Genomic DNA, 20,725 nt, shown 5'->3' with positions numbered 1-20,725 from the left:
CCTTATTTTTCAATTTGATTTTTCTTAACAATTTGTGCTTTAACTTGACGTTTTCTTACTTGAACGATAACTTCTTTGCCCATTTCGAAAGCGTCGCGTTGAATCAAACCTAGACCAATCGCATGACCTGTTGATGGAGATTGCGTACCAGAAGTAACAATACCAATTTCATTACCTTCAGTATCTAAAATTGGATAGCCAGTTCTTGGAATCCCTTTATCAATCATACGTAGACCTACTGTACGTCTTGGCGCACCATTTTCTTTGTGATCTTTTAGGACGGATTTACCGATAAAATCAGCTTCAATTAAAGGTTTAGCAGCAAATGCAACGCCACCTTCATATGGTGTAATATCTTCTGATAGATCTTGACCATGTAAAGGTAAGCCAGCTTCTAGTCTTAAAGTATCACGCGCACCAAGTCCGCATGGTGTCACATCTAATTGTAAAAACGATTGCCAAAGTGCCACAACATCTTCACTTGCACAGTACACTTCAAAGCCGTCCTCACCTGTATAACCAGATTGTGATAAAATAACGTTTTTGCCGAATAGATTAACATTTTGTTTGAATTCAAACATGCCCATCTCAGTAACATCAACATCTACGTTATCTTGAACGATTTTACGTGCTTCAGGTCCTTGAATTGCAAGTTGTCCATATTCAGACGATACATTTGTCACTTTTGCATCAAATTGACTTGTATGTTCTACAATCCAATTGAAGTCTTTTTCAGTGTTCGCTGCGTTAACAACGAGTAGCACTTTTTGATCACTTAGTTTGTATGCAACAAGGTCATCAATGACACCACCTTGTTCATTACATAAACATGTATATTGTGCCTTATCATCCGTTAGTAAATCTGTATCATTTGAGAGTACATATTGAACTAATTCTAGTGCTTGTGCCCCTTCAATAAGAATTTCCCCCATATGGCTGACATCAAATAAGCCAACTTTGGAACGCACAGCATTATGTTCCTCTTTAATACTTGAGAATTGTACGGGCATTGCCCACCCACCAAACTCTACAATTTTTGCACCGGCATCAACATATTCTTGATACAATGGTGTTTGTTTTAACTCTTGTGTCATAACATACCCTCCTATTAATAATAAAACAGGGGCGTATTTCTATTACAAAATACGTCCCTGTTGAGATACCTTCAGGAATGCGTCACAATATTATCCTTTTGCCTGAGAGTTTCATAATGTGCTTATTATTTGCTCCTTCGGCGATGACACGTAGCCATTCTCTCTAATATTGATCATTCGCAAACAATACATTTTCAATTTCACTAAGTGTCTGTGTAAGTGTCTCTTTAGTTGTAATCTTAATGAATGCGATTTCATTATATCGTGAAACACGCGATGAATACAAGTTTTTTACTGCTGCCTCATCTCTGCTTTTAGCGTTCGGTCGATTGCGATCATTTTTGATACGGTCATATAAATCTGAGAACGGTGCATCTAACCAAATAATATCTGCTGGAACGGACTTTAAATAGTTAAATGTTTGGTCGAACGAAATAATACCACCGCCTGTTGCGATAATATCATAACGTTCAATCGCTTTTTGTAAATATTGGAATTCATATAAACGAAAGCCTAATTCGCCATCCTGGGCAAATATTTCTGGAATGGTGCGTGCTTCTGAATCGCTGATCATATGGTCTAAGTCTACAAAACGATACCCATACTTATCTGCGAGTGCTTGTCCGACGGTGGACTTTCCTGCGCCCATAAAGCCAACGAGAAGCAGCGGTCTTTTTAACTTATTCATTGTTTCACCTCATTCAAACGAAGTGTCGTATCAATTTCGTTTTGGTAATAATCTGAAAGTGCATCTAATGTATTTAATTTTAAGCTATAAATGGTAATAAAGAAAGAGATGAAAAGGATATAGGCGCTAAAAATTACAAACAACAATGGTAAGGTGAAAGCCTTTCTAGACAATAAATGTTTTTTCAAGCCATTGTTCCCCTTCCTTATAGATCAGAGTGATTCTAATATTTTTGTCCAGCTTAGAAAATGATACTTTTTTTACTTGATTAAGCACGGTAATGTTTCCCCTATAATTCACTTGTTTCACTAACTTTAAATTTTGCACGTGATACGTATATAAATTAACGCCTTGCTTAATGCCAAGATAATTTTCAGATACGGATACGCTAGAAACATTAGGATGATGTAAAGTCATACCAACTTCTTTTGCCATTAATTCGTGGGTATAGGCTTGGTCATCAAAGAATGAACTTCTGAATTGAATAAGTGCCAAAATCAACATGGGAATTAGCAGGACAACTAGTAACTGTACATATAAGGAAAAGAGGGATTCAATCATGGTGAAGCCTTTTGAGTGGATGACAATAGACCGTGTGGCTTTGTAAATTCGTAATACACACATCTTCATGCGTCCGATAGATGGCATAATGGTCAAGTTGCATACGTCCTTTTGGAAAATTTTCAGTTAAATAAAAATACAATGTGCGTTTGAGCTCAAGTGTTTCTTTAGTTTCATCGTAAGTGTTTTCAAGTTCATGCATAACGGGAAGTGTTGAAAAACTGAGTAACGAAACGATAAAAAAAGCAAAAAGTGCTTCTAATAGCGTATAACCATGTTTATTCATTGTTTGATGATACGATACCTCCCTTGTTCAATATGGAAAATAATAGAAAAATGTTGTTCTCTATATTTCAAATTGAGACGTCCAAATTTCATAATTTCCCCGTTCGCATTAAATGCAATATGATCAATGTTACTACTTGGTTCTAACCGTAATGGCACAAGAGAAATAATCGCATCGCCCTTTTCATTTTGAATAGCGACACGTATCGTATTGCTGCCTGGCCGAAAAACAATGAGGACAGTCTTCTTCTTTTTAATCGCAAGTGCCTGATAATAATCAAGCTTGCTCGTAAAAAGTTTGATTTGGTCATCAATATTTTGTGGTGTATAAAGCTTGGCAGGATGTGCCATCATTAGAAATAAGGTTAATGAGATAATCGAAAGGACAATCAACATCTCAATTAATGTAAAACCACTTCTATGACGCAACTGCTTCACCATTTTGGATTGTAATCGTCTCACCCGACTTACAATTCTTTTGATTCTCTTTGATATAACCTTCCCTCACTAAATCATCGATCGAATTAGGTTTATGGTTGAACTTGAGTGTGTAGGCTTCAATTTGACTATCTACGAGTCGTGTTTGTGCTGCACATCCTGTCTTTTGGATATGGTCAGATTGTTTGGCGATGTTTGGGATAATTAAAATAAGTAGGACGCTAATGATGAGTAGCACAAGTAGCATTTCAATTAATGTGAAGGCTTTGTTTTGACGTAATTTGAATAAAAGTTGTTTCATAAATAATCACTCCTATTATTGTACTGATTGCATCATTTCGAAAACAGGTAACATCATGACGAGATACACTGCCATGATAAGCAGGCCAATCATTGTAAACATAATGGGTTGAATCAGTTTAATGTGGCGATGAATAAATGATTGAATATGATCCATAATAAATGTGCTGTAGACAATAAGTTCAATGTCTAACTTATCGCGCTTTTCCCCTTGCTCAATATACGTAATGAAGTTCTTCTCGAAGCAATTCATATTCATTAAGATATTAGAGAAATCATCCCCTTTTTGAATTTCTGATTTTAATGTCTCACCAACATATGTGAGAAATGAGTTTTCCGACTGTTCTAGATAAATTTGAACAATATCATTGAGCTTAATACCATTTTTGAAAAACAGCACAAATTGCTGTGACATTTGGTAAGTCATAAATAAGCGAAAATACTTATTAAATACGGGAAAATGCGTCAGTAAACTAATTTGCTTTCTCATAGGTTGTTTCGCTAACCAGCGTTGGAAGATATAAATACTGAGGACAATAATCAATGTGGTACTTAAAAATGCGATTGGGAAGTTTGCGATAAAAAACTTTAATGATGATTGTAAAAAAGAACGTTGTATATCCATTGTGGCGTACATATGTTCAAATTCAGGGAGTACTGTTGCATTGAGTGTGATAATTAAACCTAAAAAGATGAAAAGCAGTAATATTGGATACTGCACCGCTTTAATAAATTGTGCCTTGAGCTTGTTGTGTTTTTCATAATACGTATGGCATTGGGTCAATGTCGTTGATAGTTCGCTATATTTCTCTGCAAAGTATAATTGCATCAAAATGGTCTGTGGATATTTCAACAATTTAAAAACTTCATAACATGATGCCCCATTATGCAACACTTGGTAAAATGTGTCATTAAACTTTGAGTCAGTAATCTTGAGTTGCGCATAGACAAATTCTATCGCTTCGACAAATGTAAAACCATGTTGTAGCAACTGGTTTGTACGGTCAATAATGAGCAAGTGATGTTTCTTAATATAATTTAGCGTTCTTCTATTTTTGATACTTGCGAAGCGTTGCAGCGTCAATCACCCCTTCTTGTTTGAGCAAACTTAGTTTATCAGTAAGAGATGTAAATGAATCAGGTAATTGGAAGTCATTCGATAAAAAGTGTTCAATGTCATCGTGCATCATCGTTTCATAGACGAGTTGTCGTTGCTGTTGCGTTGTCGTGACGAGTCGTTGATTGACAATTAAATTGATGGCTTGAAGTAAATCTTGATGAGAGATGCCCATTTCTATTAGTCTGAGCAAAACGCCTTGGCAGTCATTAGCATGAATGGTTGATAAGACGAGATGCCCACTTAAACTTGCTTGAATCACTTCGCGTGCAATTTTAGCATCTCGTATCTCGCCGATAAGTATGACATCTGGATCACAACGTAGTATCGCTTTTAAAGATGCGCTATACGTGATATCGGCTTTTTCATTCACTGAAATTTGCGTCACACCGTTTAAAAGCTGTTCTACAGGGTCTTCAATCGTAATAATATTGAGATTCAATGCTTGTTTCGCATACAGTACCATTTGATACATAAGCGTACTTTTTCCAGCACCAGTTGGCCCGCTAAACAAGATGAGCCCTTGCTTTTTCTCCATCACATTACAAATATCTGTAGTGCTTTTAAGTGAGATATTTTGAAAATATTGTGGAGTAATCCGTATGACGCAACTTTCTGTACCTAAGTTCAAGGGCAAAGTAGAAACACGTAAATGGTATAAATCTTTGCAATGATAAATGTAGCGCCCACTTTGCGCCCGATGCCTTGAAGAAACATCTAACCCAGCTTGAAATTTGAGTAGCGTTAGCAAGCGTTGGTACGTTTCTAAATTCAATGTATCATAGCGTACTAGTTGGTCTTTAATACGCAACTTAACTTCAACCTGCTCTGAAGATGGTATAAAATGAACGTCTGAAGCATTTTCACGTAACGCATGTTGTAACACAGTGTCTAATAAAAACTGCATAAAAAATCACCTCTTACTTATATACACGCAAGAGGTGATGCAATTACTTGTTTGTTTTGAAAAAATTTTAGCCATTCAAAAATGGATTCATGTATTCGGCTTCCACAGTTGTCGACGGGCCGTGTCCTGGGTATAGCGGCAATGTCTCATCTAACTCAAAAAGTTTGTCTTTAATTGAGTCGATGAGTGTTTCATAATTACCGCGATATAAATCCGTGCGACCGATACCATTGTTGAATAACGTGTCGCCTACGATTGCAAAGTCATCAAAGACATATGACAAGCTGCCAGGTGAATGTCCTGGTGTATGCAATACAGTCATCGTAAAGTCACCAATTTGAAAGTCACCTTCATCTAATAATGTAGGTTGTGCTTTACTTGTAATAATCGGCAGGCCATGGGCACTGAATTTTGCAGAACCATTTTTTCGTGGATCTGTCAAAAAGTCGACTTCTTCTGAATGAATGTACACAGGCACATCATATTTTTCAATAACCGCATCTAGCGCAGCAATATGGTCGAAATGTGCGTGCGTTAATAATACAGCAATTAACGGTTTACCGATGCGTTCAATTTTAGCGATAATTCTATCCGCTTCACCTGCTGGATCGACGAGTAAAAGCGCATTGTCATTTTCAATAAAATACGTATTCGTTTCTACAAAACCAAGTGTTAAATAAGATAGTTTCATGATGATTCTCCAATCAAATTCAATTCCCTATTTCAAATGTTTTTGAACAGAGGCTAACTTATCATTCATTTCGCGTTCAATATCACGTCGGTCATCAATACGGATGTTTGTGCACACACGATCAAGTCCTTTATTAAAAGGTAACTCGTGAATTGCTTGAATAACTTCAAATAAATCTTTTAAGTCGCCTTCAATTAACGTATTCATTGGCGTCAATTGGTAATTAATTTTACCTTCTTGTTTAAAGCTTTCTAATTTTGTTTGGATTTCCGCGATATATTGACTTACGCTTGGTCCTTCTGTTCCTACTGGGATTACAACTACATCTACAATTGCCATTGTCTATCTCTCCTGTTCGATAATATAAGTTTTTATTAAACCAGCTGCACCAACAATACCTGCCTCATTGCCTAACGAAGCGGAAACAATTTCTGTCCCTTCCTGAGATGGCGTAAAAGCAAGTTGATAGTACGCTGTTTTAACATTCTCTAATAAAATATGCCCTGCATCAGCCATGCCGCCGCCTAATATAATATATTTAGGATTCACTGTAACACTTAAAATACTAGCTAAATAAGCGATATACTGTGCGATTTTCTCAACGATAAACAAGCTAAAGCTATCACCTAATTTGGCAGCATCAAAGACGTCTTTTGCAGTGACATCTCCACTTTTAATGAGCGGACGTAATTGAGATTGTATGGATAACTTAGGGTGATAATAGTTTACAAGGTTTACAACACCTGTTGCGGATGCGACGGTTTCTATACATCCTGCTTTACCACAGTTACAATCAAACCGTTGCTCATGGTCGACACGAATATGACCTAATTCGGCACCTGAACCATTATGACCGTGGACAATTTTACCGTTTGAAATAATACCGCCACCAACACCTGTACCTAAAGTAATTGCCACGACATCATCTGCATCTTTACCAGCACCAAGATGTTTTTCACCCAATGCGGCAATGTTAGCATCGTTATCTACAACAACTGGAAAGTCTACAAATTCTGACATCAGTTGGACAACATTGACTTTACCAGGCCAATTTAAGTTAACTGCACCATTCACAATACCAGCGTCAAAATTCACAGGCCCTGGAACACCAATACCCATGCCAATAACATCATCTAACTTATAATTTAACATGTCACACTGTTCGATAAAAGCATCGTAAATCTTTTTGAGTAATTGACGACCTGTTGGATCAGACGTGTCAGTTTTAATTGCCCATTTTTTGAGCCGTGTTAAGTTTTTATCAAAGATACCCAATTTGCATGTTGTACCACCAATATCAACTGCAAAAATTAAATGTTTCGTCATAATCGGTTCAACCTTCTCTCGTTCACAATATGTCGAGCCTGTAAGAATTCATCTCGTGATATTAATTGATGTTTGAACAGTGATTTTAATTCTTGTTCAATCATTTCTAACATATCAGCCTTATTGTCAAAGTAAATAATAAAACCGAATTTCTTTAATAATTGTTGTACATCATAAAATGTTTCTAACTTTGTTTCCATATTAATCTTCCAACTCTCGTTTTAAGATTTTGACACTCTCATTTTTAGGTGCGATTTCAGCGGCTTTGTTAATAAATTTTTTGGCGCTTTTCTCATCACCTAAAGAGCGATTGGTAATTGCCATAATATAGTTAAGCTGTACAGAGTTTGGGAAAGTACGCAAGCCACGTTCCCACTCTGCCACTGCCTCAGCTTTAGAATCTTGTGCAGCGATAATCATGCCGGATAAGTAATACGTCATGTCATCCGCATAGCCTTTATCAATCGTTTGTTGAACCATTTCTTTCGCTTCACCATAATGATTGGCGTGCATTTGATCTTGAATGATTTGGTTATAAATATTTTCATCAGGTGTCAGAAACGTTTTAACCAGTAGTAATACGATCGTTAAAACTGTGAGACCAACTAACCAATAGAACCCTTTTTTAAATGTATGGTAAAAATAATAAAGGTACACAGCGAGTATACCACCTACTAAACCACCCAAGTGTGCAACGATATTAACATTGCGGACGAGTAGTGAAATAACAGCCATCACGACAGCGGCAATCAATAATTGAAAAATTGATTTTCGATCATACAACTTGCTGATTGTTAATAATGCGATTAGTGCACCTAATAATCCAAAAATTGCACCACTGGCACCTACAGACAAGCTTGTCGTAATAAAAGCGAGGGTAAATAAATTCCCTATCATGCCTGACACAAAGTAAATACCTAGCATTTTTAATGAGCTCGTATAAGATTCAACGAGCTTACCAAAAATGTAAAGTGACATCATATTTAAAATCAAATGTTCAATATCTAAATGTAAAAACATGGAAGAAATTAAACGATACCATTCTCCATGTACGACATTGAAATGTGCAAGTGCACCGAGATTAATAATTTCAATATCAGAACCATGTGGTAAGAACCAAGTAATGACAATCCAAATGAGTATGTTAATTGCAATTAAACTGTATGTGATTGGCGTGAAACGATACATCGCACGTTCAATAAGATTTTGATTGAGTACGCGTTTTTGATACATATCAATCGGTTTATTATCTCGCCTCAAAAGGTGACTTTTTGCGATAGGATTTGTCATTTTTTTAGTCAGCGTTTTTAAGTCTTGAATCGAATGGAATCGAAGTTGTACCGGCTCGCGTTCATTCAAGCTAACAGGGTTAAACGGCTTATCTGTTAAAAAGTAGATGTCATATCTCTGGATGCGCATCTTCAGAAAGTCATCGATCTGTTGTTGATGTTCTAGTACGCGTTGTTTATCAAACTCTAATGATTGAGACGTATAGCTACCATATTTGAAAATCGCAATCCGTTGTTTTGATTGATTCGCTAACCATATTTCTTGCTTTTCTTGGTCATAATGGACGCAACTATAGCCGTAGTAGCGCATCCATATATAACTGGCCTTCCATAAATCTTTTTGGTCTATCATGTTAGCCTCCATATTCTGAAGTATTTGCAATAATAAGATGTTCCACTGGTTGATCGTGTGCTTCAATTGGTATGTGGTCACACATTTGAATATCATAGACGAGGCTTAATGTTTTAACATCGTATGTATTTAAATAGCGATCAAAATAGCCCCCACCATAGCCGATGCGATATCCATCATGATTAAAAACAACACCGGGAACGATGACTAGGTCTAAATCATTATCAACAGGTGTGTCACGGTTGATATAACGAATTCCTTTTTCATCCAATGCGACATCAGACAAATCTGTGAGCGCTTGGAAGTCCATCGTCTTACTCGTATAATTTGTAGCTGGTACATAGACTTGTTTTTGATCGTGCAACATTTGTTTGATAATCGGATCGGTATTGACTTCATGTGGCATTGATAACACGACACCAATTTTATGTGCAGTTTTGTAATCAGGATGTGATAGAAATTGCGTTTGTAACCACTGATCCGCTTGCTCCTTTTGTACATAATCAAGTGCACGCATTCGCGTTAATGTATTTTGTCGTAATTCCTTTTTCATCATTTATTGCATCGCTCCAATCTTATGTCTATTATAACGTGCAGAACGTGAGGTGTCATGAATATCGCAATTTTCGTGCGTCACACATTCCAAATAAAAAACCTATCAATGGAGACTTACGAATAAGTGCCATTGATAGGATAAAGTGTGTGTGTATTATTTTTTGTCTGTAACGTCTTTAACTGTACCTTTGATTTTTCCTTCTACAGTTTCAACAACACGACCTGAAATAGATCCTTTTTTCTCAGCCATTATAAATGCCTTCTTTCTTAATATATTTGAATTGTGTAAGTAGATCACACAGCCATTCACATTATAAATGAAATTAAGTTAAAAATGAAGTGTAATAATATGCTATAGTGACAATCTTGCCGATAAAATGAAGAGAATATAATAAAAGACTAGAACACAATTATGCTCTAGCCCAAGATGTTATTATTTTGTTTCACGGTGTAATGTTTGTTTGTTTTCACGTGCACAGAATTTTTTCATTTCAATACGTTCTGGGTTATTTCTTTTATTTTTAGTAGAGATATAATTACGGTCTCCACATTCTGTACATGCAAGCGTTACGTTTACGCGCATATTACCCCTCCTAATCTTTCTTCAAAATACGACTTTATTATCATATCATTTTCTTGTTGAATTGAAAAGTATTAATTTCATTTGTCTTGTAAAGAAGTTCAAAATAAAAGAAAACGTGCAACTCATACCGTTATTCCATGGTATGTTACACGTTATCTTCTGTTAGACTTAGTCGAAATAATAATTGATAATATCTCGTCCTAAATCCCCACCGTTTAGCCATGGTTCTGGCACAGGTTGGTTCGTATATACGATAGAGAATGCAATCTCTGGTTTATCTGCTGGCGCATAGCCGACATATGTTGAGTTTACACGTGGCTCGCCATTTTGGAATACTTCGGCAGTCCCTGTTTTACCTGCTGAACGTACTTTCGTTTTACTGAAACTTTGGTAGCCAGTACCTTGTGATTCATTAAACGCCTTATCAAAGCCTTTTTGAACTTGTTTAATTTGCTCTGGTGTATTATTTACGTGATTTAATACTTTACCTGTAATTTTATGTTTGACAGGTCCAATCGCATCATCACGTGTTGCTTTGCGAATTTCTTTACCAATATGTGGTTGAATACGATCGCCGTCATTGGCAATGGTTGAAACATATTGGGCAAGTTGTAGCGGTGTATACGTATCATACTGACCGATTGCTAAGTCAAGATAGTTACCAGGGTTGTCTTTCAGCGGTTCGATCTGCCCTGTTACTTCATTTGGTAAATCAATCCCTGTTTTCACACCTAAGCCAACTTGGTTTAATCCTTTACGCAATTTTTGCCCTGCTACTGTAATATCTTCCGGAAGTGGCATCCCTGGATAATAATCAATTCCCGCAATTTTTAATGCTGTTTTGAACATGTATACGTTAGATGAATGCATTAACGCTTGTGTATCATCAATTTGACGGCTACCATTCTTGTTGAAGTATGAGCGTTTCGTCAAACCACCTTGGAAAGTCAGCGGTTCGTCGACCATGACATCACCCGGTGTAATCACTTTGTTCTGATAACCTGCAAGGAGCGTACCACCTTTTACAGAAGATCCGACTGTATATTGCGTTGTAAAAGTACCAATATCAAAGTCAGACAAGCTACCGTCTGGATCGATTTTTCTACCAGCGAGTGCTAGAATATCGCCATTGTTTGGATCCTGTACAACAACTAATGCTGAGTCCATATTGACTGCCCCTTCACTGCGTAGCTTACTAATTTGTTTTTCAAGGTATTCTTCCGCTTTTTGTTGGAGCTTCATATCAATTGTTAGGACTAAGTCATCCCCACGAGAACCTTTATTCACGACTTCTGAATCAATAATGGCACCCGATTTATCCGTCGTATAGCGCATTTCCTTCTTCTTACCACGTAAAATACTTTCGTACTGGAATTCCAAATAGCCTTTACCGACTCTGTCATTTCGAGAGTAACCTTTTGACAAATAATAGTTCGTCAATTCTTTTGGCAACCCTTCTTCAGGTGTTGACACACTGCCTAAGATACCTCTTAGAGAATCGCCAAAAGGATATTTACGTTCCCAATCCATTGTCGTATTAATACCAGGTAAGTTAGAAAGTTGTTGTGATACAGCAGCGTATTCTTTATCAGATACGTTCTCGTTCTTAATCGTTCGTGGACTTAACGTACTACCTTGCATCATTTCACGATAAACCGCCAGTACTTGCAAGTCGCTATCGCTTAATGTTTTAAGATCTTTTTCCGTTATTTTATCGCGTAACTTTTGGTCATAATCTTCTTGAGATATATCCCCATTTTTATAAAGAACGAGCTCTTTTTTCATACGCTTTTGCGCTTCATCAGGATGGTTGGTAATCCAAAAATCTTTTTTATCACGCTCAGTAATCTTTTGCGTGTCCATTTTAATGAGTTTTGCCAATCGTTTCGCAGTATCTAAGATTTCTTCTTGATCGGTTTTCTTACCTCGCGTATATGTAATAGCTTTTTTAGAGGCATTATCTACAATGACACGACCATTTCGATCTAAAATTCTCCCTCTTGGTACGGACTCATTGACCGTTACATTCTCACTTTCACGAATCATTTGGCTATAATGTGAGCCTTGTGCAATTTGTAGGTAGCCGAGCCTCAAGACAATTGCAACAAAGGCAAAAATAATAACACCAAAGATAAAATTGATGCGCTTATTCATACGATTGCGCATCTTTTCATCATTCGTTCTTTCTTTTAAACGTTTTAACAACACAACCTACCTCTATTCGCACAGATTTCATACTAAAATGATATATGAAAATTTGCTGTTTGGCTAATATTTTATTGAAAAAAAGCAAAGAAATTTTGTAGGAGTGGGACAGGCATCTCATTTATCAAAAAGATTACGTTGTCTCAAATCTGTCATCGCTTTAAATACTTTTGCATATGAAGTAATAGTATTGATTGATAAATTTTGTCTCTCCTTTTCTGCTATGATTATTTCCTTAACCTTTTCAAAAATATCTAAATCTACATGTGTCTTATTACGTCTTGTTTTTTTATTTTCCATATAAAAACACCTCTCCATTTATTGTAAAACAAATAGAAAGGTGTACTTTTGGTGTGTTTTTGTATATTTTTGAAGTTTCAATACTTAACATGTATTCATGACAAAGTTAGTTACGATTACATGTTGTTAATTTCAAAAATTACAATATTATTTTGCAGCTTGGAATAACTCGTCTACTTTTTCCCAGTTTACAACGCTCCAGAATGCATTGATGTAATCTGGACGTTTGTTTTGGTATTTAAGGTAGTATGCATGTTCCCATACATCAAGACCTAATAAAGGAGTTTTGCCGTCAGTTACTGGGTTGTCTTGGTTAGGTGTTGTCACAATTGCTAATTCGCCATTGTCTACAACTAACCATGCCCAACCTGAACCGAAACGTGCAGCAGCTTTATCAGCAAATTCTTGTTTGAAGCTGTCTAAGCTACCCCATTTTTCAGTAATTTTTTCAACAACTTCACCTTTTTCTTCTGAGTTAGGTGTTAAAAGTTGCCAGAATAATGAGTGGTTTAAGTGACCGCCACCATTGTTGCGTACTGCAGTGCGTTTTTCTTCAGGTACGTCGTTTAAGTTTGCAACAAGTTCTTCGATAGATTTGTTTTCAAACTCTGTACCTTCAACAGCAGCATTCAACTTAGTCACATATGTGTTGTGATGTTTTGTATGATGAATCTCCATTGTTTCTTTATCAAAGTGTGGTTCTAATGCGTCGTATGCATAAGGTAATTTTGGTAATTCGAAAGCCATAATTAATCATCCTCCTAATTGTTGATTCCAGTTATACTATAACAAGTCTTTGACACCACTTACAATCATTCTGCTTATAAAGGTGAATCTTTTACTCGGAATACTTATCATATTACACATTTTACATTTTCTTAAACATAAAAAGTCATATAAAAGGGTTCATTGTTTTGAATAACGCCCTATCGATATTGTATAATGTATATTAACGTTGAAAAGAATAGCCTGTCAAAGTGCATTTTCAATTTATAAATTAGTTATAAAGGAGTTTCAAACATGTCTGAAATTACACATCGTAAAAATACACGACCTGTCAAAGTTGGTAATTTAACTATTGGTGGTTCTGATGAAGTTGTAATCCAAAGTATGACGACAACGAAAACCCATGATGTAGAGGCAACTGTTGCAGAGATCAAGCGTCTTGAAGAAGCTGGCTGCCAAATTGTTCGTGTAGCATGTCCGAATGAAGAAGATGCACATGCGATTAAAGATATAAAAGCACAAATTAATATTCCACTCGTTGTAGACATTCATTTTAATTATAAATTAGCGTTAATTGCGATTGAAAATGGTGCAGATAAAATTCGTATCAATCCAGGGAATATCGGACGACGCGAAAAAGTAGAAGCTGTTGTAGAAGCATGTAAAGCGAAAGGTATTCCAATTCGTATTGGTGTTAATGCCGGTTCATTAGAAAAACACATTCTTAAAAAATATGGCTATCCTACTGCAGACGGTATGGTAGAAAGTGCATTACATCATATTAAAATATTAGAAGATCTTGATTTCCACGATATTATCGTATCAATGAAAGCAAGTGACGTGAACTTAGCAATTGAAGCATATACAAAAGCAGCACAAGCCTTTGATTATCCGTTACATCTTGGTATTACAGAAAGTGGTACATTATTTAACGGAACAGTCAAATCTTCAGCTGGTTTAGGTGCGATTTTAGCTTTAGGTATTGGTAATACATGCCGAATTTCATTATCTGCAGATCCAGTAGAAGAAGTAAAAGTGGCCAAATCATTATTGAAAGCGTTTGGTCTTGCAAGTAACGCAGCGACATTAATTGCCTGCCCCACTTGTGGCCGTATTGAAATTGACTTGATTTCTATTGCAAATGAAGTTGAAGACTATATTGAAAAACTTCAAGTACCATTAAAAGTAGCCGTGCTCGGATGTGCGGTAAACGGTCCGGGTGAAGCACGAGAAGCGGATATTGGTATTGCTGGTGCACGTGGCGAAGGATTGTTGTTTATGAAAGGAAAAACAGTTCGTAAAGTACCTGAAGAAACAATGGTCGATGAACTGAAAATGGAAATTGATAAGTTAGCTGCAGAATGGGAAGAAAACCATAACAAAGCAGCACAATAATAAAATTTCTAGGCGGGATGGCATATTGATGCTGTCCCCTTTTTAGTTCTACGCATAAGATTTCTGTAGTGCTCTCAAAGTTTTGGTAAAATCGTGGCAGTTCTGCCGAGAGCCTCTAAATGAAGCCTCAGTGGGAATACAAAAATAAGCCTTGTAAACACGTTTCGTCGTGCTTACAAGGCTTATTTTTAACGACATTTTTCGCAAATGCCATAGACTTCAAGTTTGTGCATTTCAATTTCAACTTCCGGCAATGATTTTTTAATTTCTGTCATTGGGCAGTAGTCAATCACCTTTGTATCCCCGCATGATTTACAAATAAAGTGATGATGGTGATGATTTGTGCATGCAATTCTAAATTTCATTTCGCCGTCTAACTCTGTACTTTCAATGATACCTAGCGTTTTAAACAAATGCAGATTGCGGTAAATCGTATCGAATGAAATGCCAGGGTACGTGTCATTCATTAATTTTTGTACGTGTTTCGCGTTAATATATTTATCTTCTTTAACAAAAATCTCTATCATGTCACGACGTTTATCTGTATATTTATGTCCTTCATCTTTGAGTAATTGAATAGCTTTTTTAGTTTCCATTCGTTTTCACTCCTTTAACGCGTCCTTTAGTAATTGCTTGATAAAACATTGTGAGACAAAGTAGTAGGACGAGAATCACTACAATAATCCCACCCGGTGAGATATTTAAATAAAATGCTGAAATCAGACCTGTAATAACTGAAAACTCACCAATCAGAATGCTCATAACGATAAATTGCTTATAGCCTTTAGTCCAACGCATGGCAATCGCCACTGGTAATGTAATAAGTGCACTTACAAGTAACACACCGATGACACGCATAGATGCCGAAATAACAAGTGCAACAATGACGATAAATAAAAATTGAATCCATTTTGGAATGCCGATAACTTGGCTATACTCTGAGTCAAATGACAAGATAAAGAGCTCTTTATAAAATAGTAAAATAAATAGTAGCACGAGTATCGTAATAGTAATAATCGTCACTAAGTCGCTTAACGAAACGGCACTGATTGACCCAAATAAAAGGCCTACAAGCTCTTGATTAAAGCCATCTGCAAGAGAAATAAAGATGGCACTCAAGCCGATACCTGTACTCATAATGATTGGTATCGCAATTTCTTGATAATTTTTGTATGAGTTTCGCAGATTTTCGATTAACAGCGCACCAATAATCGAGAATAAAATACCCGTCCATATTGGGTTAATATCAACAAAAAATGGGACTGCCGAAATTAAAAACATACCGAATGAAATCCCGCCTAAAGTTACGTGACTTAATGCATCCGCGATTAATGACAGTCGACGTACTACAATAAAAGTACCGATTAATGGCGCAATTAAACCGATTAAGAGGCCACTTATAAATGAATACCTGATAAATTCAAAATTTAATAATGCATCAATCATAAACAACAATCCCTATCGTGTTTATGGTCAACGAACTTAATTGGATGACCATATATTTTTGAAATTTCTACTTTATCAAGCGACTTAAATTCATGAGCTGTCCCATGAAAATGAAGGTGCTTGTTAATACATGCGACTTCAGTTGCCGTATCTGCGACGACACCAATATCATGTGTAACTAGAATAATCGTTACGCCTTCTTTTTTTAAACTGTCCAATGTATTATAAAATTCACCAACGTGTTTCGCATCAATGCCGTTTGTCGGTTCATCCAATATTAAAACAGTTGGGTTGCTGACAAGCGCTCTTGCAATCAACACACGTTGTTGCTGGCCGCCAGATAGTTCAGCAATATTTTTGCTTTTTAGATGACTAATATTAAGACGCTCGAGCACATGGTCTACCTTCTGTTGATCTTGACGATTGAACCATCTAAACAACCTTTTCTGACGTGTTAAACCACTGAGCACCACTTCGTTCACAGTCGCAGGAAAGCCTGCCGTAACCGCTGATGCTTTCTGTGATACGTAACTAATCTTATCCGTCGTTAAACTTTTATGATAAGCGACACCGTCTACAAAAATTTCCCCTTTTTGAATCGGCAATAATCCAAGAATTAACTTGAGTAGAGTTGATTTACCAGCACCATTAGGACCGACAATCGCTAAAAACTCCCCTTTATTAATACGAATATTGATGTCTTCTAGTACTTTTTTATTTTCAAAATAAAAATCAATATCTTTTAACTCGAAAACAGGTTGCATGATCGTTTCACCTCATTAATTACTATATACGTCCAAACCTTAAATGTAAATAGTAATGTTTACGACTATAAAATGACGAAAACTATACATGAAATGGTTCCCTTTCCCATTCATGTATAGTTATAGAATGTCTTGTTATTTCGTTGCTAAAATTTTAGTTTTCATATCTGCATCAAACGTTTGATTGTGGAATGCTTCAATTTCGTGTGCATATGGTGGCTTTTTATTTTTCTTATCTTCGCCAACATATGGCGTTTCTAAAATTTTAGGAATATCTTTGAATTGTTCATGATGGACAACATAATTTAACGCGTCGAATCCAATATGGCCAAAACCAATATTTTCATGGCGGTCTTTATGTGCCCCAATAGGGTTTTTACTGTCATTGACGTGTACGACTTTAATGCGATCAACGCCAACGATTTTATCGAATGTATTCAATACGCCATCGAAGTCATTCACGACATCATAACCTGCATCGTGAATATGACACGTGTCTAAACATACAGAAAGGCGATCATTATTGTGTACACCATCAATAATTTGTGCAATTTCTTCAAATGTACGCCCAATTTCTGATCCTTTGCCAGCCATTGTTTCTAAAGCAATACGTACATTATTATCATTTGTTAGCACTTCATTAAGGCCTTCAACAATACGTTTGATTCCCACTTCAGCACCTGCACCAACGTGCGCACCAGGGTGTAGCACAATATCACGTGCTCCAATTTTTTCAGTACGTTCGATTTCATTTTGTAAAAAGTCGACACCGAGTTGGAACACTTCAGGTTTTGTCGTATTCGCAATGTTAATAATATAGGGTGCATGAACGACAATATTTGATAAACCGTAGTCTTTCATTGCTGCCTGTCCAGCTTCAATGTTGAGCTCTTCAATTGGTTTACGACGTGTATTTTGGGGTGCGCCTGTATAGATCATAAATGTAGACGCGCCATAACCATGCGCTTCTTCTGCTGAGCCTTGTAGCATTTTTTTGCCACTCATTGAGACATGTGATCCGATTAACATTTATTCATCCTACCTTTACTTTTTGTTTTTACGATTTTGTCGGTTTTTACGACGACTAAATTGACGTTTTTCTTGGCGTTTCAGATTTTCAAGTTCTTGATTAAACTTCTTCTTATAGCCAGGTTTGACTTTCTTTTTATTGTTGCGTTTTACTTTATGTTTCACTTGTTGCGTAATATGGTCATCTTGCTTTTGACGTAGACGACGTGTGTTATGTGCCTTGATTGGGACTAATTCACCGTTCTTAACATCTACGTTTTCAAAATGATAGCCTTTCGCTTCAATTTGATGGATTAATGACTCTTCGTCTGGCGTATATAACGTAATCGCAATACCTTTGTAGTTACCACGGCCTGTACGACCTACACGGTGCGTGAAAAAGTCAATGTCTTTGGGTACATCAAAGTTGATTACGTGACTTACGCCTTCAATATCGATACCACGCGATGCTAAATCACTCGCAATAACGTATTGGAATTCTAAGTTACGAATACGTTTCATTTGTTGTTTACGTTCACGCGGCGATAAGCCACCATGAATTATACCCACTTGAATACCTTCTGCTGTTAGTTGTTGTGCCAAGTTGTCGGCATTTTCACGACTGTTACAGAAAATAATACCGAGATATGGGTTCAATGTGTGGATGAGTTCAATCGTTTTTTCGATTTTTGCCGAACCACGAGTTGGAATTAAGTAAAATTGGATGCTGCTTTTATTTTTTGAAGTTGTTTTGACTTCAATAAACGCAGGATTTTCCAAATATTTGTTAAGAAATGGATGCAATGATTTCGGAATCGTTGCACTAAATACCGCCATTTTTGTATCATCATCGAGTCTTGCAGCGATTTGGTCTACTTCTTGGATTAAACCGAGATCAATCATTAAGTCTGCTTCATCGACAACTAAGTAATGTGCGAGATGTACGTGTAACGCACCGATTTTTGCTAAGTCATTAATACGTGTAGGTGTACCGATAATTAATTGTGGTTGAATCGTTGTTTTCTGTTTGTCTTTTTCAAAATCTGTACCACCAATAAATAAGCTCACTTTCACGCCTTGCTTATGCTCTGCTAATTGAAGCGCTGCATGATATAGCTGCGTTGCTAACTCACGTGTAGGCGCAACGACAATCGCTTGTGGTTCCGTAATATTTGGGTCAATTTGATGAAATAATGGAAGCAAGAAAGCATGTGACTTCCCCGTCCCAGTTTGTGATTGCCCAATTAAGTTTGTTTTTTTCATCATTTTCGGAATAACACGTTGTTGTATATCAGTTGGTTGTTTAAAATTTAATGCGTCTATTGCTGCTAATATGTCTGAGTCAAAGTTAAATTGCTCAAATGGATGCTTTGCCATTGTTTGGCCTCCTTAAAGATTCATCTCTATATTATAAATGAAATAATGCATAAAGAAAATAAACAATGTGACGATGTATCATAAATACAGACATTTTGTTCGCAATCTTTGTTGTAAATTTAAATTTTTACGTCTTTGATTTGTGTTTATAGCGAATATCGATTAATGTCATATGCATTATACACGTTCTTATTATAAAATTTGTGCGTCTTCATATTATGCATATATCAACGCTAAATATTTTACCGTACGCTCTAGCCCCTTTCCTTTTAATGCGCTACAGATGTTGCTATAATAAATGTTTGAAGGAGGTTCGTGAACTTTATGGAAATTATAAAAATTACACCACGTGGTTATTGTTATGGGGTTGTTGATGCAATGGTTATTGCGCGCAATGCGTCGTTAGACCCGAACTTGCCACGTCCGATATATATACTTGGAATGATCGTGCACAACAAACATGTGACAGATGCGTTCGAATCAGATGGTATTATCACTTTAGACGGCCCTAATCGCCTTAAAATTCTAGAGCAAATTGAAACAGGGACTGTCATCTTTACAGCACATGGTGTGTCTCCTGAAGTGAAGCAACGTGCAAGAGACAAAGGATTAACATGTATTGATGCAACGTGTCCAGATGTTGAAAATACTCACGAACTGATTAGAGCGAAAAAAGCGGCTGGTTATCATGTTGTGTACATTGGTAAAAAAGGCCACCCAGAGCCAGAGGGGGCTGTCGGTGTTGCGCCTGAAATCGTCCATCTTGTGGAAACAAAAGAAGATGTTGATGCGTTACCTGATAGTTTGCATGACTATCCGTTGATTGTAACGAATCAAACGACAATGTCTCAGTGGGACGTATTACATTTGATGGAAGATTTGCAAGAGAAGTATCCGCATATTGAGCAACATAAAGAAATTTGTCAAGCGACTCAAGTACGTCAAGAAGCGGTTGCGAACCAAGCGGGACAAGCGGATTTATTAATCGTAGTGGGCGATCCAAAAAGTAACAACTCTAACCGCCTAGCGCAAGTGTCAAAAGATATTGCACATACCAATTCATATCGTATTGCTGATATTTCTCAACTTAACTTGGAATGGCTTGACGGTGTTGAAACGGTCGCGGTAACAGCTGGTGCATCAACGCCAACGCCAATTGTTAAAGAAGTCATTAATTTCTTCAACAACTATGATCCGTTAGATCCATCGACACACGACACAACTTCTAATGTGCCGGTTGAAAAAATCTTACCTAAAATTAAAAAAGCAAAGCCTGTTGAAATTATGGAATAACGTAAATATCCCCTAATCGTTCATG

General features: G+C 36.7%; 24 protein-coding genes and 1 riboswitch. Of the genes, 2 read left to right on the top strand and 22 right to left on the bottom strand.

Features of this window, described 5'->3' with window-relative positions:
• Window positions 1-2: 2 nt before the first annotated feature.
• The 17 genes from gcvT to CD122_RS03910 all read right to left on the bottom strand — a co-directional run bounded on the left by gcvT (window position 3) and on the right by CD122_RS03910 (window position 13,438).
• Window positions 3-1,094, bottom strand: coding sequence for a glycine cleavage system aminomethyltransferase GcvT (gene gcvT, locus CD122_RS03995; protein WP_103357713.1), 1,092 nt, complete (start codon window positions 1,092-1,094; stop codon window positions 3-5).
• A gap of 80 nt (window positions 1,095-1,174) precedes the next feature.
• A riboswitch (glycine riboswitch) is annotated at window positions 1,175-1,271 on the bottom strand.
• Window positions 1,258-1,782 (bottom strand): shikimate kinase, encoded by a 525-nt coding sequence (locus CD122_RS03990; RefSeq protein ID WP_103357712.1) that lies wholly within the window; start codon window positions 1,780-1,782, stop codon window positions 1,258-1,260. It overlaps the preceding riboswitch by 14 nt.
• Window positions 1,783-1,947: 165 nt before the next feature.
• Window positions 1,948-2,430, bottom strand: coding sequence for a ComGF family competence protein (locus CD122_RS03980; protein WP_240624116.1), 483 nt, complete (start codon window positions 2,428-2,430; stop codon window positions 1,948-1,950).
• Window positions 2,431-2,625: 195 nt separating this feature from the next.
• Complete coding sequence (comGD, locus tag CD122_RS03975; protein ID WP_142381177.1) at window positions 2,626-3,090, bottom strand: competence type IV pilus minor pilin ComGD; 465 nt, start codon at window positions 3,088-3,090, stop codon at window positions 2,626-2,628.
• Entirely contained in the window at window positions 3,047-3,367 is a 321-nt protein-coding gene (comGC, locus tag CD122_RS03970) for a competence type IV pilus major pilin ComGC (RefSeq protein ID WP_103357708.1), read from the bottom strand. The genes comGD and comGC overlap by 44 nt, the downstream gene beginning before the upstream one ends.
• Before the next feature lie 15 nt (window positions 3,368-3,382).
• A complete protein-coding gene (comGB, locus tag CD122_RS03965) occupies window positions 3,383-4,450 on the bottom strand; it encodes a competence type IV pilus assembly protein ComGB (RefSeq protein ID WP_240624114.1) in 1,068 nt (355 codons plus the stop codon).
• Entirely contained in the window at window positions 4,416-5,390 is a 975-nt protein-coding gene (comGA, locus tag CD122_RS03960; protein WP_103357707.1) for a competence type IV pilus ATPase ComGA, read from the bottom strand. The genes comGB and comGA overlap by 35 nt, the downstream gene beginning before the upstream one ends.
• Window positions 5,391-5,457: 67 nt before the next feature.
• Window positions 5,458-6,081 (bottom strand): MBL fold metallo-hydrolase, encoded by a 624-nt coding sequence (locus CD122_RS03955; protein ID WP_103357706.1) that lies wholly within the window; start codon window positions 6,079-6,081, stop codon window positions 5,458-5,460.
• 27 nt (window positions 6,082-6,108) lie between these two features.
• Complete coding sequence (locus tag CD122_RS03950) at window positions 6,109-6,420, bottom strand: MTH1187 family thiamine-binding protein (RefSeq protein WP_103357705.1); 312 nt, start codon at window positions 6,418-6,420, stop codon at window positions 6,109-6,111.
• A 3-nt stretch (window positions 6,421-6,423) separates the two neighbouring features.
• Window positions 6,424-7,407, bottom strand: a complete 984-nt coding sequence (locus CD122_RS03945; RefSeq protein ID WP_103357704.1) for an ROK family glucokinase — start codon at window positions 7,405-7,407, stop codon at window positions 6,424-6,426.
• On the bottom strand, window positions 7,404-7,607 hold the full coding sequence (locus CD122_RS03940; RefSeq protein ID WP_103357703.1) for a YqgQ family protein: 204 nt from the start codon (window positions 7,605-7,607) through the stop codon (window positions 7,404-7,406). Before CD122_RS03940 ends, CD122_RS03945 begins: the two co-directional genes overlap by 4 nt.
• A 1-nt stretch (window position 7,608) precedes the next feature.
• Complete coding sequence (locus tag CD122_RS03935; protein ID WP_103357702.1) at window positions 7,609-9,048, bottom strand: rhomboid family intramembrane serine protease; 1,440 nt, start codon at window positions 9,046-9,048, stop codon at window positions 7,609-7,611.
• Between the two features lies 1 nt (window position 9,049).
• Complete coding sequence (locus CD122_RS03930) at window positions 9,050-9,604, bottom strand: 5-formyltetrahydrofolate cyclo-ligase (RefSeq protein WP_103357701.1); 555 nt, start codon at window positions 9,602-9,604, stop codon at window positions 9,050-9,052.
• A gap of 432 nt (window positions 9,605-10,036) precedes the next feature.
• The gene (rpmG, locus tag CD122_RS03925; protein ID WP_044358954.1) at window positions 10,037-10,186 is read right to left on the bottom strand and encodes a 50S ribosomal protein L33; all 150 of its coding nucleotides are present in this window, start codon (window positions 10,184-10,186) and stop codon (window positions 10,037-10,039) included.
• A 168-nt stretch (window positions 10,187-10,354) separates the two neighbouring features.
• On the bottom strand, window positions 10,355-12,391 hold the full coding sequence (locus CD122_RS03920) for a peptidoglycan D,D-transpeptidase FtsI family protein (protein ID WP_103357729.1): 2,037 nt from the start codon (window positions 12,389-12,391) through the stop codon (window positions 10,355-10,357).
• A 117-nt stretch (window positions 12,392-12,508) separates the two neighbouring features.
• Window positions 12,509-12,691 carry a hypothetical protein gene (locus CD122_RS03915; RefSeq protein WP_103357700.1) on the bottom strand — a complete coding sequence of 61 codons (183 nt, stop codon included), beginning with the start codon at window positions 12,689-12,691 and terminating at the stop codon, window positions 12,509-12,511.
• A gap of 147 nt (window positions 12,692-12,838) precedes the next feature.
• A complete protein-coding gene (locus CD122_RS03910; RefSeq protein ID WP_103357699.1) occupies window positions 12,839-13,438 on the bottom strand; it encodes a superoxide dismutase in 600 nt (199 codons plus the stop codon).
• Between the two features lie 273 nt (window positions 13,439-13,711).
• On the opposite strand from CD122_RS03910, the gene ispG reads away from it, so the two are divergent.
• A complete protein-coding gene (gene ispG / locus CD122_RS03905) occupies window positions 13,712-14,812 on the top strand; it encodes a flavodoxin-dependent (E)-4-hydroxy-3-methylbut-2-enyl-diphosphate synthase (protein ID WP_103357698.1) in 1,101 nt (366 codons plus the stop codon).
• Between the two features lie 188 nt (window positions 14,813-15,000).
• On the opposite strand, the gene CD122_RS03900 is transcribed toward ispG, so the two are convergent.
• The 5 genes from CD122_RS03900 to CD122_RS03880 all read right to left on the bottom strand — a co-directional run bounded on the left by CD122_RS03900 (window position 15,001) and on the right by CD122_RS03880 (window position 19,407).
• Window positions 15,001-15,408, bottom strand: coding sequence for a Fur family transcriptional regulator (locus tag CD122_RS03900; protein WP_103357697.1), 408 nt, complete (start codon window positions 15,406-15,408; stop codon window positions 15,001-15,003).
• Entirely contained in the window at window positions 15,398-16,258 is an 861-nt protein-coding gene (locus tag CD122_RS03895; RefSeq protein ID WP_103357696.1) for a metal ABC transporter permease, read from the bottom strand. The genes CD122_RS03900 and CD122_RS03895 overlap by 11 nt, the downstream gene beginning before the upstream one ends.
• Entirely contained in the window at window positions 16,255-17,022 is a 768-nt protein-coding gene (locus CD122_RS03890) for a metal ABC transporter ATP-binding protein (RefSeq protein WP_206167748.1), read from the bottom strand. Before CD122_RS03890 ends, CD122_RS03895 begins: the two co-directional genes overlap by 4 nt.
• 135 nt (window positions 17,023-17,157) lie before the next feature.
• Window positions 17,158-18,051: a deoxyribonuclease IV gene (locus CD122_RS03885; protein ID WP_103357694.1), complete on the bottom strand. Its 894-nt coding sequence runs from the start codon at window positions 18,049-18,051 to the stop codon at window positions 17,158-17,160.
• A gap of 15 nt (window positions 18,052-18,066) precedes the next feature.
• Window positions 18,067-19,407 carry a DEAD/DEAH box helicase gene (locus tag CD122_RS03880; RefSeq protein ID WP_103357693.1) on the bottom strand — a complete coding sequence of 447 codons (1,341 nt, stop codon included), beginning with the start codon at window positions 19,405-19,407 and terminating at the stop codon, window positions 18,067-18,069.
• A 324-nt stretch (window positions 19,408-19,731) separates the two neighbouring features.
• On the opposite strand from CD122_RS03880, the gene CD122_RS03875 reads away from it, so the two are divergent.
• Window positions 19,732-20,700, top strand: coding sequence for a 4-hydroxy-3-methylbut-2-enyl diphosphate reductase (locus tag CD122_RS03875; RefSeq protein WP_103357692.1), 969 nt, complete (start codon window positions 19,732-19,734; stop codon window positions 20,698-20,700).
• Window positions 20,701-20,725: the final 25 nt, after the last annotated feature.

It is taken from the genome of Staphylococcus rostri, from assembly GCF_002902145.1.
GTDB classification, from domain to species: domain Bacteria; phylum Bacillota; class Bacilli; order Staphylococcales; family Staphylococcaceae; genus Staphylococcus; species Staphylococcus rostri.
This window is presented reverse-complemented; position numbering and strand designations above follow the sequence as displayed.

Excerpts from the sequence above, each read along its gene's own strand:
- gcvT (WP_103357713.1), bottom strand. The coding sequence starts at position 1,094 with ATGACACAAGAGTTAAAACAAACACCATTGTATCAAGAATATGTTGAT.
- CD122_RS03990 (WP_103357712.1), bottom strand. The coding sequence starts at position 1,782 with ATGAATAAGTTAAAAAGACCGCTGCTTCTCGTTGGCTTTATGGGCGCA.
- CD122_RS03980 (WP_240624116.1), bottom strand. The coding sequence starts at position 2,430 with ATGCCATCTATCGGACGCATGAAGATGTGTGTATTACGAATTTACAAA.
- comGC (WP_103357708.1), bottom strand. The coding sequence starts at position 3,367 with ATGAAACAACTTTTATTCAAATTACGTCAAAACAAAGCCTTCACATTA.
- comGA (WP_103357707.1), bottom strand. The coding sequence starts at position 5,390 with ATGCAGTTTTTATTAGACACTGTGTTACAACATGCGTTACGTGAAAAT.
- CD122_RS03955 (WP_103357706.1), bottom strand. The coding sequence starts at position 6,081 with ATGAAACTATCTTATTTAACACTTGGTTTTGTAGAAACGAATACGTAT.
- CD122_RS03950 (WP_103357705.1), bottom strand. The coding sequence starts at position 6,420 with ATGGCAATTGTAGATGTAGTTGTAATCCCAGTAGGAACAGAAGGACCA.
- CD122_RS03945 (WP_103357704.1), bottom strand. The coding sequence starts at position 7,407 with ATGACGAAACATTTAATTTTTGCAGTTGATATTGGTGGTACAACATGC.
- CD122_RS03940 (WP_103357703.1), bottom strand. The coding sequence starts at position 7,607 with ATGGAAACAAAGTTAGAAACATTTTATGATGTACAACAATTATTAAAG.
- CD122_RS03935 (WP_103357702.1), bottom strand. The coding sequence starts at position 9,048 with ATGATAGACCAAAAAGATTTATGGAAGGCCAGTTATATATGGATGCGC.
- CD122_RS03930 (WP_103357701.1), bottom strand. The coding sequence starts at position 9,604 with ATGATGAAAAAGGAATTACGACAAAATACATTAACGCGAATGCGTGCA.
- rpmG (WP_044358954.1), bottom strand. The coding sequence starts at position 10,186 with ATGCGCGTAAACGTAACGCTTGCATGTACAGAATGTGGAGACCGTAAT.
- CD122_RS03915 (WP_103357700.1), bottom strand. The coding sequence starts at position 12,691 with ATGGAAAATAAAAAAACAAGACGTAATAAGACACATGTAGATTTAGAT.
- CD122_RS03910 (WP_103357699.1), bottom strand. The coding sequence starts at position 13,438 with ATGGCTTTCGAATTACCAAAATTACCTTATGCATACGACGCATTAGAA.
- ispG (WP_103357698.1), top strand. The coding sequence starts at position 13,712 with ATGTCTGAAATTACACATCGTAAAAATACACGACCTGTCAAAGTTGGT.
- CD122_RS03900 (WP_103357697.1), bottom strand. The coding sequence starts at position 15,408 with ATGGAAACTAAAAAAGCTATTCAATTACTCAAAGATGAAGGACATAAA.
- CD122_RS03895 (WP_103357696.1), bottom strand. The coding sequence starts at position 16,258 with ATGATTGATGCATTATTAAATTTTGAATTTATCAGGTATTCATTTATA.
- CD122_RS03890 (WP_206167748.1), bottom strand. The coding sequence starts at position 17,022 with ATGCAACCTGTTTTCGAGTTAAAAGATATTGATTTTTATTTTGAAAAT.
- CD122_RS03885 (WP_103357694.1), bottom strand. The coding sequence starts at position 18,051 with ATGTTAATCGGATCACATGTCTCAATGAGTGGCAAAAAAATGCTACAA.
- CD122_RS03880 (WP_103357693.1), bottom strand. The coding sequence starts at position 19,407 with ATGGCAAAGCATCCATTTGAGCAATTTAACTTTGACTCAGACATATTA.
- CD122_RS03875 (WP_103357692.1), top strand. The coding sequence starts at position 19,732 with ATGGAAATTATAAAAATTACACCACGTGGTTATTGTTATGGGGTTGTT.